The organism is Hoskinsella mucinilytica, assembly GCF_045223415.1.
GTDB classification, from domain to species: Bacteria; Bacillota_I; Bacilli_A; order Erysipelotrichales; family Erysipelotrichaceae; genus Hoskinsella; species Hoskinsella mucinilytica.
The window spans coordinates 66,007-80,396 of sequence record NZ_JBEQZJ010000006.1 but is presented as its reverse complement, the minus strand read 5'-3'; the positions used below and the strand labels follow the sequence as shown (position 1 = coordinate 80,396).

The following is a 14,390-nucleotide window of genomic DNA, read 5'->3' as shown; positions in this document are numbered from 1 at the left end:
TTACCACTCCTTTGCGTATTTATCATGACGTGAATGTTTTACTTTTTCATGAGATCTACCTAATCCAAACACTACCCACCCAATACATATAAAGGTAAGAATCAGACAATAATAAGATGATAAAAAGATTTTAAATGGACCAACGATCGGTAACATTGCATTTTTGGACGAAAGCTCTTGAATCACAGTTACCGCACCCATCACAAAGGCTGAATTGATGGGGATGATTGCGGTGATATTCGTTGTCATTGCGGTCAATAGGATACATCGTCTACTAGGTGGAATATCTGCTTTTTGTCCAACCTCATCCGCTACATCCTTAAACATTAAGATGGATGGCAATACACACCCTGCCAATAATACATTAACGATACCGACTCCTAAGGCAATGATGCTCTCTGCGCCTTTTCTTGTCTTGCTCATACGACAAGAGGTTACAAAGTTACAACATACATGCATCATACCTCCTTCTACTGCGACTTGTATTAATCCATAAAGCAATATCGTAGAAAGGATGATATCTATCACCTGATAAATCCCATCTATGAAAATACCATGCATTTGCGCCCCAATTGGATCCAGATAAAACAAATCCTGTAATTGAAATACACCAAAACATAATCCAACTGCGATACCGCTTAAAATGCCAAAAGATACGCCAATAAATAAGTCACTGGTACGAAAGCATAGTAACAATAAAATAGCAATCGGAATGAGCATCCATAATCCTTGAACATTTGCCAGCTCGCTTAACTCCTTAACATTTGTGATCGAAGATGTCGATCCACCAAATAGATAAAATAGAATCATTGACAAACATCCGGCAAATAAGATATATCCCAAGCGTTCTTTCATTGTTTCAAGTAGTTTGGCACTTTCTCCTGTTGTTTTATCATGTTGAGAAGCAATCGTTGTATGGATGACTTGGGAACTTGGCGATAAAGCATCACCAAAGAAAATCCCGCTCAACATCGCTCCTGTGATGACTGTCGGATCAGCTCCTAACATCACACCTGCTGGATAGAAGATCGGTATGACCGCTAACAATGCCGCTATGGGTGCCCCAGCTCCCATGGAGATGATGCTACATCCTAAAAAAGTAAAGACCACAAAGGCACCGCCATGCAAACCTAGTTGTAAGCTAAGCCATATAAAACCTCCGCCGATATTGCCATCTACCAATACTTTGGAGAATATACCGATGACCATAAAAATCAAAATCAATCGTGCATTTCCATATTGTGCTAAACCACGAACGATCGCATTCCAGTATTCTTTTTTGTTTTTACATAATATAAAACCAAAGAATAAAGAGATGATCGCAGCCAAAATCAAGGCTTTCATGGCATAATAATGAAAACCGATCATGATGATCGCACTCAGCAATACATAAAGTAGGATTGGAAGCATAGAGAAATATTGACTCATATAAAACCTTAAAGATGCATGTTCCTCCTCTTTCATGATTTCACCAGCTTTCCTTTACCATCCATATGATAACACTACCCTTTTCACAAAACTTGTTGGATGTCCAACAGTTTCGCACATTTTGTGAATCATCTAGCAAGTCAATTGGTAAGGCTATATGGAGCAAGATCAGGTACAGTTCCATTGACTACTTGAATGACCAAAGGAAGCTCCATGGAAGTCTGATATTCACTCGTACCCACAAAAGTTATGACCTGTGCATCTACATTGACCACCAAAGATATTTTGATCAACGTATTATTGATTCCATATGCTTTTGCCTCTGTCTTGATATTACCCGTTACATCATTTAACATCTTCATTCGAACCTTTATCTTAGGGCCATGATCATACAACAAATAGGACTTCGTAAAATATCCCAAAGGGATTTCATATAAAATACCATCTTCATAGAATACTTCTTTGGTTTTTGGATCCTTTTTTCCATCTTGCGCCGCAAGCAAAGAAGCATCAATCGTATTCAATGCAGAATACAGCATTTGATTTAATTTATTTGAATCATATTCTACACTGGTTATTTGTTGGTCTTGGTTACGTTCAACCTTTAAGAAATCTGAGCTATCGTATTCCATATCTGCTAGTACTTCTTTCACGATATTATTGATGGCAAATCCTGTATGTTGCTTTGCGATAGCTTGAAGCTGAGGTTCTACAGATTGATTAAAGGAATGAATCAAAAACCATATGCCGATGCATAACACAAAGAGCCAACAAGCCCATTTCCACTTTCTACCTCTTTTTTTCTTTCGTATTTTCACAAAGCATCAACGCCTCTTTCGCTTTCATTCCAACATTCACTCCTGCTTGTTTCGCTATTTGATTGATTCCTTTTACTTCACTATTGAGCAATCCATCAAAACCATAACAATAATGACATAGCATGATGGCAGTATCCTTATTCTCATCCTCAAAATGTGATATGGATAATGCATCACTAGCTAATATGGTATGTGTCGATACGATCAAATGAATCGGATATCGTGGTAACTTCAAATAAATACCGATAAAATCTTGTTCCTGAATGCGTAATCTTTTGATTTCCACCATAGGCATTTATCCCCCTTTCTACCAGTATATGAAAAAAGAGATACAAATGTGTATCTCTAATCAATCATGTTATCAAATTTATTAATGGTATCTCCATCAGCGATAACGACCATATGATCATCACGTTCAATCTTACACTCGGCATCAGGACAGACATTCAGATCTCCTGTCACATGATTACGTATTCCTACAACATTGATGCCATATTTTCTTCTCAGATTTAATTCAATCAAGGATTTACCGACCCATTCTTTTGGTGTAGGTATTTCCACAACACTATATTCGCTATCTAAATCAATAATATCAATGATATTCTTTCCTAAAATACCCTTGGCGACCTGTTCACCCATTTCTTTTTCCGGACGAACTACTTTATTGGCACCAATCTTTGAGAAAATCTGCATATAGCGTTTATTTTTTGCTTTCGCTACAATATAAGGAATGCCCAACTCTTTTAAGTTGATGATTGCCATCACACTTTGTTCCAAGTGATTGCCCATACTAACAACCGCCACATCACAATCTTGAATTCCGGCAGCTCTTAGTTGATCGATATCTGTGATATCACACTGCATCGCTTGCGTTACGACATCAGCCATTCGATTGACACATTTCGGATCAATATCTACTGCAATGACTTCTGCATTGTATCTACTTAATGTTTTCGCAACGGTAGAACCAAAGATTCCCAAACCTAAGACTGCGTACTGACGATTTTGATATTTTTTCATAACTTACTCTCCTCTTATCCTACAATGATGGTTCCATCAGGATAATTGATCTTATCCTTACCAGCCTCATGTCGAGCCTTCACTAAGGATATGATCAGGGTAGAAATACCGATTCTACCGATATACATTAATACTATGATAATCACTTTTCCACCAAAGGTCAAGAGTCCGGTCAATCCAAGACTACTTCCAACGGTTGCCATGGCACTGACACATTCAAAAGCTATCATATTAAAGGCTTCAGGTTGAACAATAGACAACAAGAACATTCCGGTCAAAAGTGCAACGATATTGATAAAGAAAATACCCATGGCACGTATGATGGTACCATTGCCAATATGTCTTCTCATCACAACAACATTTTCTCTGCCCTTTAACATATTGATCATATAGATGACCAACATTGCAAAGGTCGTAGTCTTGATACCACCTGCAGTTCCTCCCGGAGAACCTCCGATGAACATAACGATCATCATCAACATTTGAGTACCTGCCATAATATTTGCATAATTAACAGTAGTAAAGCCAGCTGTACGAAGAGCAATGGATTCAAAGGTAGATGACATCAACTTTTCAGGAATACTGAAACTTCCCATCGTTTGCGGATTATTGAATTCCAAAGCCATGATCAAGATAGCAGGAACAATAATCAATATGATGGTAACCAACAATACCACTTTTGTATGAAGACTTAGAGATTGATGAAACTTCTTGAAGGTGATCTTTTTATGAAATAGATTACCTAGTTTATCTCGAACATCAAACCATACCGCAAAACCTAGACCACCAAGTACGATCAAGGTCATAATCGTAATACAAACAAGAGGATCATGCACATAACCTTGTAGACTGATAGATCCCAAAGTATCAAAACCAGCGTTACAAAACGCTGATACAGATAAAAATGCAGCCTTTAAGATTCCATCAATCGGACCATAGTCATCAATCATACGAAAACTTAAGATGATCGTGCCGATCGCTTCAAAAAACAGCGTATAGCGAAGAATATCCAGAAGGAATTTCTTCATATCAAATACTTTATCCTGATTCAGCATCTCTTTCATGACTTTCTTTTCATTCAAAGACAATCTGTTTTTTAATATCAGGATCAATACGGCCATGAACGTCATCAGTCCTAAGCCACCTATTTGTATCAGCAATACGATCACAAGATGCCCAAACCAGTTAAACTGATCTGCAATCGTGACGGTCGATAATCCTGTAACACAGGTAGCACTAGTAGCTGTGAACAATGCATCGATTGGAGAAAAAAACTCACCATTACGATTACTGATCGGAAGCATCAATAAAATCGTACCTGCCAAAATCACAAACAAGAAACTGGTTGCGATTTTTTGTGCAGGAGAAAGTTTTTTGAAATCCAATACCGTATGAACAAAATTCACCATTTTCATTCTATACCTTCTTTACCCTTCTCATATTCATTTGTTTTTCATTTCTTTTTAACTCATCATAATGATGTACATACATTTTACACACTTGCCCCTCAATTTACAACCGCATTTGTTAAGATTTCTCATTCTTTTGTTAAGATATCGTTAATTTGCCATACCATAAGATAGTCTAAAGACTAAAATTCAAATGAACACGATCAAAAAATAGCGTCTTTCATTGATAAACGCTATTTTTTTTAATTTGATATGCACACTACTCTGATACTGACCAAACATCACACTTACATCTCTACTGTCATCCCTTATGATAGATCTGCATAAGCTTTGATTTTACAAATGTCATGCTTCCTCCATATCACTTTTTTTCTTCGCATAAGCATGGTTTTGTTTCAGCCAAATCACCAAGTTTGTTTTCACTAAATAAACTGCCTCTGTTTCTATTTCACTCAATCCTGCTTCTTTTCTTAATGTATTAAGCATTTCTTTTGTTGTATATTCCATATAACCACAATGCTGTAAGAAGAGGACACATTCTCTCATATCGCTTCCATCCTCTTGAAGATAACGATGTAATTGACTTTCTTCCCATTGTAAAGCATACCCTTTTTTCTGCAAATATGGGGTTAGACTAAAATGATCGAATAATTCTTCTAATTTTTCCATCGCCTCTACAGGATCCTTTGAAATACCCATCAGCATATCACTTAGGATTTCTTCTTCCTCAAATCGTAAATCTTTTCGTTTGGTCGCATAAAGAATCGTTTTCTTCGTCTTATTCATAAAGAATGGCATTAAAACGGTAGTACCATCTACAAAGATCGCAAGAACTAATAAAAATAATGCTGTATAAAAATCCTTGTGTTGTGGATGAAGTCTAGATAAAGCAACCAGATTACTGTCCTCAAATTGAAGTGCATCTTTCATGGATTCTAATGTCGTAGAATAATAAGCGAAAGCTGACGCAAACTCTTGATCTGATAAATCGGTATTGATGAAGTTGTCATTGATTTCTTTTGTGATCAAAGATTGTAGCTGGAGAATATCTGACACATTGGTCATATCTTTTTTGCTGGTTGTGATCTGTGATCGTAGTGTATCATAGTCCATACATTTTTCTTCTTGTAATTGTTTCTGTAACGCAAAGCTTTGATAGTAACTTCCTAATGTCGCAGGTAACTCTTTGATTTCCATATTGGAATCGATAGATTTCATATATTGAGCCAAATGATCATATGCCTGTTTCATTTCATCGTATCCCGTGGAAGGATCATTCAAAAGCTTTTGTTTTTCTTCCATATCCTTTTGCGCAAAGGAAGCATCTTTTAAAAAAGAAACTTGTAGTTCATCAGGGCGTAATAGTTCTTCCAGTTGAGATAATCGCTGTATCTGTTGATTTTCTTTATCAATAAGATTTAAGAGCGTGCTATCTTTATTCGTGGTATCATAAATAGGATAACCATGTTCATCATAAGATATTTTGACAGAAGCATTTAGCTGTTCCTGATGTCCCTTTAAGCTTTGTTCAATCGATTTACGCATAGCCTCACTATTTTTTTTCAATTGGTTCGCATCTTGTATCAGCGAGGTAATCGTAAAAGTATCTGCAGTTTGGTTAGATTTAGATAACATATCATTACGCAAATTCTCATAATCCTTATAAAATGCTTGATAATTCTTTCGAATATCAATCTCAGGAGAAATTTGTTGATTCACGATTCCTGTATAAGAGAAAAACATCGAGGTACACATAAAATAAAGTAACATCAAAGTTCTTCCTAAGGTAAAACGCTGACGATGTACGATAGCATTCGCCAATACCAAAAGACTACATTGAATAACGAATGTGATCAATACCGCAGCACCGGGTGCCATCTCTTGAAAATAGAAGCTAATACCACGATAGGTTGTCGCAAATGATACATATTGAAGAAAAATCGTTCCAACCAATACAACTGTTTGAATCGTTATGTTCACAAAGCTATGGGTATCCTTTAATAAGGCTTCCTTATATAAATGAACGCCTTGCTTGATGTAATGTTGTCCATCATAGCGTTTCAGGTATCTTGTCGTTTTCTCCTTACAGCTTTGATCAAAATGAGTAATGACGATACCAGCTGATGTAAACGGCAACAACAACATATGTAATAGCTTTAATATAAAATCTGTCATAATCGATGTAAATTCAAAACATAGCTGAATCACTAATACGATCGGTGCACTAACGATGTATGCTATTTTTCCAATATATGTCTGAATTTGTTCCAACGTTTGTTTTCTTGTCTTTTTATTAACGATAAAGTATACCAATAACATCACAAGCATAAAAATTAAAATCATTAAAAGATTCATGTATATCCCTCTTTCCCACCACCATTATAATAAAAACTTATAAGAAAACAGGAAAGGAAAACGAAAAAATTTCTAAAGATATCATTTCTTTAGAAATTTTTTTACATGTTGATTGACAACTTCATATTGTTTATTCGCAATAAAATGATCTCCTGGTATGATATCTAACATTGCATTTGGAATCGCTCGGGCTATGTTCATAGAATGTTCTGTTTTGATCATATCATTACTTCCACATAACACCAAAACAGGACTTTTGATTGCATGTAGCTGTTTGATCGAAATCTTAGGCTGATGCATCATTAAATCTAATATCTGTAGTTTTTTGTTTGCTTCTTTATCTATGAAGGAACGTATTTTTGTCATTTCATATTGTGCCAAAAGAGTAAGCTGTACCCATTGTTTCATACCCATCGTATTAAGATTTGCGCCATTGGCAATGATCTTATTACAACGTGTTGGATAATGAATCCCTAGGGTCAATGCCGTATTTCCCCCATCACTGAAACCAAACACATGACAACGTTCGATATGTTGCTCATTCCATAGCGCAATCACATCTTCCGCAAATAATGCAAAATTCAAAGGTCGTTCTCCAAAGTCTGAAATACCATGTCCTCTCATATCCATGACGATCACTTGGTAATCATTTGAAAAAGCTTCTATTTGATGTTGAAAATAAGTATGATCCTCTCCATTCCCATGAAGAAATAAGATAGGTTCCCCACTACCATATATTTCATAATAAATATGACAATCCTGTCGCTTTAAATACATGTTCTTACCTCTTTTCATCAAATCGAGTACGATAACTACATTTCTGACAAAGCTCTTCTACTACGACCTTATTCTGAAATCCAGTTTTTATGGCTTGTGCTCTTTCTTTTTCTATGATTGAAGAAAAGGATTCCTCAAATATATTTCCCAGTGCAATATCTCCCTTACTATCTAAACAACATGGAGTGATCGTTCCATCTGATAGGATCGCACACATTTGTTTCATGCCAAGACAACTTCCTTTTGTGGAAACATGGAAAGATGAAAGATCTGGCCAAGCAAATACCTCCTCAAAATGCAAATAGGTATGTTCTTTTAAACGAATTGCACCTTTTTCAATTACCGGAATATCACAATGATATGCTTGTTTTAAATAATCAACGATTTGCATGGTCTCATGATCCAGTTCCCCTTGACGCATGCTCCATAAACGATAACTTATATAAGTATGCTTTTCAGCCAACTTGTCACATATTGAAATCACATGTTCTAAATATGCCTGTTGATAATGTTGGGGAAAGCTATGAAGAGATACATTAAGTTGACGTATCTTACCACGTAATAATACATCTTCTTTTTGTTTGAATAAGGTTCCATTACTTGTCATATTGACATTCATTCCATATTCTTCACAAAGATCCAGTATTGTTTCAAGATCAGGATGAGATAAAGGCTCCCCAAGTACATGCAAATAAACGTAGTTGGTAAAAGGTTTTATTTGCTTCAGAATATGTCTTAGCTCATCCACGCTCATCCTTCTTGGTGGACGTTGATTTTGTACACAAAAACTGCAAGATAGATTGCAGGTATTGGTAATCTCTATATATATTTTTTTAAATCGCATACTATCACCATGGTAATCTTACCATAATTGATAGAAATTTCCTAGGACAGCAGTATTTTCTTTTTCATAACTCCTATAATTATGGTATACTATGAGTGTTTTGAAATAAAAAAGGAGTAAGTATGAAAAAAGAATTTCACGAAACTGTTGAAGAAATGCCGTTGATTCTTGATGAAAATGAATTTCATGAAGAGCCTTCTGGCAACATGATCTTGGATGTTAATGAACGTCCTGATCCATTAAAGTGGCTGTTTTTAAGCTTTCAGCATGTATTTGCAATGTTTGGCGCAACCATTTTGGTTCCGACCTTAACAGGTCTACCGGTCAGTGTCGCATTATTCGCAAGTGGTATTGGTACCCTGATTTATACTGCTTGTACCAAAGGAAAGGTTCCGGTATATTTAGGTTCTTCCTTTGCTTACATTTCTGCGGTTCAAATCGCCATTGCAGCGTTGGGTGGGAATCCAAGTGCCGCACAAACAGGCTTAATGTTAGTAGGCTTGATCTATGTGATCGTTGCGATCGTTGTAAAGTTCATTGGTAAAGATTGGATCGATAAATTATTACCGCCAATCGTCATCGGACCTATGATTGCGGTGATCGGATTAGGGCTTGCGGGAAATGCTGTTGGCAATGCCGGCTTTGTTGCCGGAGGTGACCCAAAAGCAATGATCGTTGCATTGATTACATTCTTAGTTGCTGCATTGATTTCCACAAAAGCAAAAGGCTTTTTCAAAATCATTCCTTTCTTGATTGCGATCATAGTCGGATATATCATTGCATTATGTTTTGGTCTGGTTGACTTTACAGCAGTTACCAAAGCGGATTGGTTCGCATTACCGGAATTTATTTTACCATTCCACTTAGGAAACTTTAAAACCTATGAATTATATTTTGGACCTGAAACATGGGCAATTCTACCTGTTGCCTTTGTGACCATCGCTGAACATATCGGTGATCATACGGTATTGGGAAAGATTTGCGGTAAAAACTTTTTGAAAGATCCAGGTCTTGATCGTACCTTGTTAGGTGATGGAATCGCTACTGCAGTATCTGCCTTTCTAGGTGGTCCAGCAAATACAACGTATGGTGAAAATACCGGTGTCATCGGTATGACAAAGATCAGTAGTGTTTATGTTACTGCAGGAGCAGCATGCATTGCCATCGTTCTTTCTATGGTAGGTAAGATATCTGCCTTTATTTCTACCATACCGGTTTGCGTACTAGGTGGTATGAGCATATTGTTGTATGGCGTGATTGCCAGCAATGGTTTACGTGTTTTGGTAGATAACAAGGTTGATTTCGGTAAACAAAGAAACTTAGTTATCGCAAGTGCAATGTTAGTTATCGGTCTTGGTGGTGCCATACTTCCTATCGGAAGCTTTATGACATTATCCGGTACTGCATTGAGTGCTTTGGTTGGTATCATTTTAAATCTGATCCTTCCATCTGATAAAGCATAAACAAAAAGTGATGTTTTAGGTCCATCCTAACAACATCACTTTTTTTATATCAATTTACTTATCCTTAGCAATCCACTTACTGATTTCATTGATCAAAATGACACTCATACTTAAACCAAATACAATGCCCCATTCCATCAAAGAAAGCGATACTGTTTTCAAAAGTGTATGAAAGATCGGAAGCTCACATACCGAAACCTGTAAACCCAATCCAATCAATAAAGTCAAAAACAGCCATTTATTCTTGAAAACACCAACTTCGAAAATAGAATGCCTCATACTTCTTAAATTCAGTGAATGAAATAGTTGAGACATAGACAATACCATAAATGCCATGGTTTGAGCTTTTTCTCCACTGGTATTCAATCCATAACGAAATGCAACCAAGGTGATCGTACCGATAAAGAACCCATTCATCAAGGTAAAGATCATACCACCATGCGCAAACAGACTTTCTTCACGATCTCTGGGCTTTTCCTTCATGATATATCGATCTTTCGGATCCACCCCCAAAGCCAAAGCCGGAAATGCATCGGTTACCAGATTGACCCATAAAATCTGAATTGCACTCACGCAAGATACCACATTGGGCATGAAAACGATTGCCAGAAATAATGACATTACTTCACCGATATTACAACTTAACAAATATAAAACTGCTTTTTGTATATTCAAATAAATGTTTCTTCCCTGTTCTACTGCTTTAACGATGGTCGCAAAGTTATCATCTGCCAAGATCATATCGCTTGCTTGTTTACAAACATCCGTACCTGTTTTTCCCATTGCGATACCCACATCTGCATTCTTTAAGCTAGGCGCATCATTCACCCCATCCCCAGACATAGCAACGACTTCTTTACGCTTTTTAAAAGCATTTACGATTCTTACCTTATGTTCAGGTGTCACACGAGCAAATACACAGATATCCATGATCTGACTAATCAAATCCTCATCATTGATCTCATCCAACATTCTTCCTGTCATAACCTGTTTTGGATGCTTTGCGATATGCAGTTGTTTCGCAATCGCAAAAGCGGTCAATGGATGATCTCCTGTAATCATAACTACACGAATTCCTGCTTCATGGCAAAGTGCAATGCTATCTTTCACTTCTTCTCGAGGTGGATCGATCATTCCGGCAAAACCAACAAAACACATCTTTCCCTCTACAGCCTCTTCCTGTGCGCTTTTTAGGCTTTTTCTTGCAAGCGCCAATACTCGCTGAGCATCACTGCTCACTTGCTTACTGGCTTCTAAGATCCTATTTTTTTCAAAAGCTGTCATTTTAACTTGTTTACCATTGATCAAAACACTACTACATAACTCAAGGATTTTTTCAGGAGCACCTTTGGTATATGCTACATATCCCTTTTCACTTTGATGAATCGTCGTCATTAGTTTACGTGCAGAGTCAAAAGGAATTTCATTGACACGAAGATAGCTTCGTTCACAATGCGCCTTATGAACCCCTTGTTGTTCACAATAGGTTAATAACGCTACCTCTGTAGGTTCTCCTAAAATCTCTTCACTTACCACAGCATCATTACATAATGCAAATCCTCTTAACAATTCCTCGTTTTCCTTCTGTAATTCTCCATCCGCATACGTACTCACTACTTTCATATGGTTCTGGGTTAACGTACCTGTTTTATCACTGCAAATAACGCTGACTGAACCAAGTGTTTCTACAGCATGAAGCTTACGAATGATCGCATGATTTTTACTCATGACCTGAACACCAAGTGCCAAAACAATGGTTACTACCGCAGGTAGACCTTCAGGTATTGCCGCAACTGCCAAAGAGATAGAAAGCAACAGCATGTCAAATAGATTTCTACCTTGAAGTATCGCTACAATAAACATTGCTACACAAATACCCACTGACAAAATACCGAGCAATTTAGATAAATGCGCCAATCGCACTTGTAATGGTGTACTGTCTTCTTCATGTTTGGATAGCATTCCCGCAATATGGCCGACCTCACTGTCCATACCACAGCGAACTACTACACCTCTTGCCTTTCCATATGTAACGTATGTGGACATAAACACCATGTTGCGCTGATCATGAATATCTGTCACTTCCTCATAAATAGCTTCTGCATTTTTTTCTACCGGTTCACTTTCACCGGTTAGCGTACTTTCTTCTACCTTTAGATTTGTTGATGTTAAAAGTCTGATATCTGCAGGAATATAATTACCGACACTAAGCTCAATGATATCACCCAATACCAGATCTTTGGAATCTATCTCTTTTAGATATCCTTCTCTGATCACACTTGCTTTGGGACTTGATAGCTTCTCTAAAGCATCAATAGCTTTCTCTGCTTTAAATTCTTGTACAACTCCTATCATTGCATTTAATAGAATAACTACAAAGATAATAGATGCATCTATGATTTCATTTAGAAAAATGGAAATGATCGCCCCTATGATCAGAATAATGACCATTGGGTCTTCAAATTGTTCAATGAACATTTGAAATGGGGTTTCTTTCTTTTGTTTGATCAGCTCATTCTTTCCATTCTTTGCGAGTCTTTTCTCAGCCTCACTCTCACTTAGTCCAACATTTTCATCACTGCCAAATTCATGTAATACAGTATATCGATTCATTCGATACGGCATACGAGATCCCTCCTTCATAGTAAAGACTATGGAATTCAAGGTTCATTTATGTGCTGTTCGACAAAAGGACAAAAAAAAGGACAACATTCATTGTCCGATCTTCTGAAATAGAGTATCAACTGATTTGCTCTTTCTTTTTCTTAAAACTTTTCACTTTTTTCCCAAGCATATTCTCAAGAAAATTTTTCAATAGATCCAATTCACCTAATTGAAGATGTTCTGGAAATAAATCGAAATAAATTCTCTCACACTGATGTTTCTTTGTATCATATTCTATACAGCTACCACTAAAGGTCTGCATACAATCAAAATCTTCAAGTGCCAAATAAGTACCTCTAAGATTTCCCCGAATGCCATCAATATCAAATACTGCAGGACTTTCCAAAACAGCAAACCCATCAGATAAATTTCTTTTAAACTGTTGAATCTCCTTGGAATAGTTATGAGAACTACTAATCAATATAATTCCTTTTTCAAAACGTTCTACCCTTAACAAAAAACGTTCATACATTTCTTTCGCAAAGGCACTGTCTTGAAAAAAGCTATCATCGATATAATAAACCACCATAATTATCGTCTAAAAAATGATGGGATTCCTTCATCATCGTCGTCTTCCATCGTTTCTTGAAAACGAACTTTTTCAGGTTCAACCTTTACAGTTTTTTGTACAGGCTGTGTAAATACCGGCTTTTCTTCTTCTGCAGGAATTTCAAATCCGGTAGCAATCACCGTTACAATAATGCTATCTCCAAGATTTTCATTGATAGCGATACCGAAAATAGCATCGATATCATTACCTGCCGCTTCACGAATCACAGCCATTGCATCTTCTGCATCAAACAAGGTCACAGATTCTCCACCAGTAATATTGACGATTGCATTTTTTGCGCCTGTAATCTGTGCTTCTAACAATGGAGATTGAATTGCTTTTTCTGCCGCAATCTTCGCTTTATCTTCGCCATCGGCCATACCGATTCCGATCAAAGCAGATCCTTGATTTTCCATAATAGCACGTACATCCGCAAAGTCCAAGTTAATAAATGCAGGAACGGCAATCAAATCAGTTACTGTCTGTACTCCTTGGCGAAGTACATTGTCCGCTGCTTGGAATGCTTCAGTCAATGGTTTTCTACCAATGACCTCAATTAGATTATTGTTTGAAACAATGATAAGAGAATCCACATATTGTTTCAACTCAGCCAATCCAGATTCCGCAGATTGCAGACGTTTTCTTCCTTCAAAAGTAAATGGTTTCGTGACGATACCAACAGTCAAAGCTCCTTCATCTTTTGCAATCTTTGCGAATAAAGGTGCAGCTCCTGTTCCTGTTCCACCACCTAAACCAGCAGTGATAAATACCATGTCGCTTCCTTTGATTGCTTCACGAATTTCATTTTCACTTTCTTTGGCAGCTTGACGTCCTACATCCGGATTAGCACCTGCACCTAATCCATGTGTTGTTTCACGTCCCAACACGATTTTATTTTCAACCGGAGAATTCTTTAATACCTGTAAGTCTGTATTAGCCACAAAGAATTCTACACCTTTGACACCTTCACTCACCATGCGGTTTACTGCATTACAGCCACCGCCACCAATTCCAAAAACTTTGATATTTGCTACTTGTTCAAATCGTAAATCGCTCATAAAA

The 14,390-nt window shown here is 37.0% G+C and carries 12 protein-coding genes; 1 reads left to right on the top strand and 11 read right to left on the bottom strand.

Annotated elements, in window-relative coordinates:
- The 8 genes from UGRO018_RS03415 to UGRO018_RS03380 form a co-directional block, all read right to left on the bottom strand.
- Positions 1–1,464: a hypothetical protein gene (locus tag UGRO018_RS03415; protein ID WP_416325050.1), complete on the bottom strand. Its 1,464-nt coding sequence runs from the start codon at positions 1,462–1,464 to the stop codon at positions 1–3.
- Positions 1,465–1,568: 104 nt separating this feature from the next.
- Positions 1,569–2,246, bottom strand: a complete 678-nt coding sequence (gene yunB, locus UGRO018_RS03410) for a sporulation protein YunB (protein WP_416325049.1) — start codon at positions 2,244–2,246, stop codon at positions 1,569–1,571.
- On the bottom strand, positions 2,218–2,535 hold the full coding sequence (locus UGRO018_RS03405; protein ID WP_416325048.1) for a hypothetical protein: 318 nt from the start codon (positions 2,533–2,535) through the stop codon (positions 2,218–2,220). Before UGRO018_RS03405 ends, yunB begins: the two co-directional genes overlap by 29 nt.
- A 56-nt stretch (positions 2,536–2,591) precedes the next feature.
- The gene (locus UGRO018_RS03400) at positions 2,592–3,266 is read right to left on the bottom strand and encodes a potassium channel family protein (protein WP_416325047.1); all 675 of its coding nucleotides are present in this window, start codon (positions 3,264–3,266) and stop codon (positions 2,592–2,594) included.
- 14 nt (positions 3,267–3,280) lie between these two features.
- Positions 3,281–4,681 (bottom strand): TrkH family potassium uptake protein, encoded by a 1,401-nt coding sequence (locus tag UGRO018_RS03395; RefSeq protein WP_416325046.1) that lies wholly within the window; start codon positions 4,679–4,681, stop codon positions 3,281–3,283.
- Between the two features lie 339 nt (positions 4,682–5,020).
- Entirely contained in the window at positions 5,021–7,030 is a 2,010-nt protein-coding gene (locus UGRO018_RS03390; protein WP_416325045.1) for a hypothetical protein, read from the bottom strand.
- An 81-nt stretch (positions 7,031–7,111) separates the two neighbouring features.
- Positions 7,112–7,807, bottom strand: a complete 696-nt coding sequence (locus UGRO018_RS03385) for an alpha/beta fold hydrolase (RefSeq protein ID WP_416325044.1) — start codon at positions 7,805–7,807, stop codon at positions 7,112–7,114.
- A 4-nt stretch (positions 7,808–7,811) separates the two neighbouring features.
- On the bottom strand, positions 7,812–8,651 hold the full coding sequence (locus UGRO018_RS03380; RefSeq protein ID WP_416325043.1) for a radical SAM/SPASM domain-containing protein: 840 nt from the start codon (positions 8,649–8,651) through the stop codon (positions 7,812–7,814).
- Between the two features lie 155 nt (positions 8,652–8,806).
- On the opposite strand from UGRO018_RS03380, the gene UGRO018_RS03375 reads away from it, so the two are divergent.
- On the top strand, positions 8,807–10,114 hold the full coding sequence (locus tag UGRO018_RS03375; protein ID WP_416325064.1) for a uracil-xanthine permease family protein: 1,308 nt from the start codon (positions 8,807–8,809) through the stop codon (positions 10,112–10,114).
- 54 nt (positions 10,115–10,168) lie between these two features.
- On the opposite strand, the gene UGRO018_RS03370 is transcribed toward UGRO018_RS03375, so the two are convergent.
- The 3 genes from UGRO018_RS03370 to ftsZ form a co-directional block, all read right to left on the bottom strand.
- Positions 10,169–12,739, bottom strand: a complete 2,571-nt coding sequence (locus UGRO018_RS03370) for a calcium-translocating P-type ATPase, PMCA-type (RefSeq protein ID WP_416325042.1) — start codon at positions 12,737–12,739, stop codon at positions 10,169–10,171.
- Between the two features lie 115 nt (positions 12,740–12,854).
- Complete coding sequence (locus tag UGRO018_RS03365) at positions 12,855–13,307, bottom strand: hypothetical protein (protein ID WP_416325041.1); 453 nt, start codon at positions 13,305–13,307, stop codon at positions 12,855–12,857.
- Positions 13,308–13,309: 2 nt separating this feature from the next.
- Positions 13,310–14,386, bottom strand: coding sequence for a cell division protein FtsZ (ftsZ, locus tag UGRO018_RS03360; protein WP_416325040.1), 1,077 nt, complete (start codon positions 14,384–14,386; stop codon positions 13,310–13,312).
- Positions 14,387–14,390 lie beyond the last annotated feature (4 nt).

What these genes read in the sequence shown, in the direction of transcription:
- UGRO018_RS03395 (WP_416325046.1), bottom strand. Translation starts at nt 4,681, where the DNA reads ATGAAAATGGTGAATTTTGTTCATACGGTATTGGATTTCAAAAAACTT.
- UGRO018_RS03375 (WP_416325064.1), top strand. Translation starts at nt 8,807, where the DNA reads ATGCCGTTGATTCTTGATGAAAATGAATTTCATGAAGAGCCTTCTGGC.
- UGRO018_RS03365 (WP_416325041.1), bottom strand. Translation starts at nt 13,307, where the DNA reads ATGGTGGTTTATTATATCGATGATAGCTTTTTTCAAGACAGTGCCTTT.
- UGRO018_RS03400 (WP_416325047.1), bottom strand. Translation starts at nt 3,266, where the DNA reads ATGAAAAAATATCAAAATCGTCAGTACGCAGTCTTAGGTTTGGGAATC.
- UGRO018_RS03405 (WP_416325048.1), bottom strand. Translation starts at nt 2,535, where the DNA reads ATGGTGGAAATCAAAAGATTACGCATTCAGGAACAAGATTTTATCGGT.
- UGRO018_RS03380 (WP_416325043.1), bottom strand. Translation starts at nt 8,651, where the DNA reads ATGCGATTTAAAAAAATATATATAGAGATTACCAATACCTGCAATCTA.
- UGRO018_RS03370 (WP_416325042.1), bottom strand. Translation starts at nt 12,739, where the DNA reads ATGCCGTATCGAATGAATCGATATACTGTATTACATGAATTTGGCAGT.
- UGRO018_RS03385 (WP_416325044.1), bottom strand. Translation starts at nt 7,807, where the DNA reads ATGTATTTAAAGCGACAGGATTGTCATATTTATTATGAAATATATGGT.
- UGRO018_RS03390 (WP_416325045.1), bottom strand. Translation starts at nt 7,030, where the DNA reads ATGAATCTTTTAATGATTTTAATTTTTATGCTTGTGATGTTATTGGTA.
- UGRO018_RS03415 (WP_416325050.1), bottom strand. Translation starts at nt 1,464, where the DNA reads ATGAAAGAGGAGGAACATGCATCTTTAAGGTTTTATATGAGTCAATAT.
- ftsZ (WP_416325040.1), bottom strand. Translation starts at nt 14,386, where the DNA reads ATGAGCGATTTACGATTTGAACAAGTAGCAAATATCAAAGTTTTTGGA.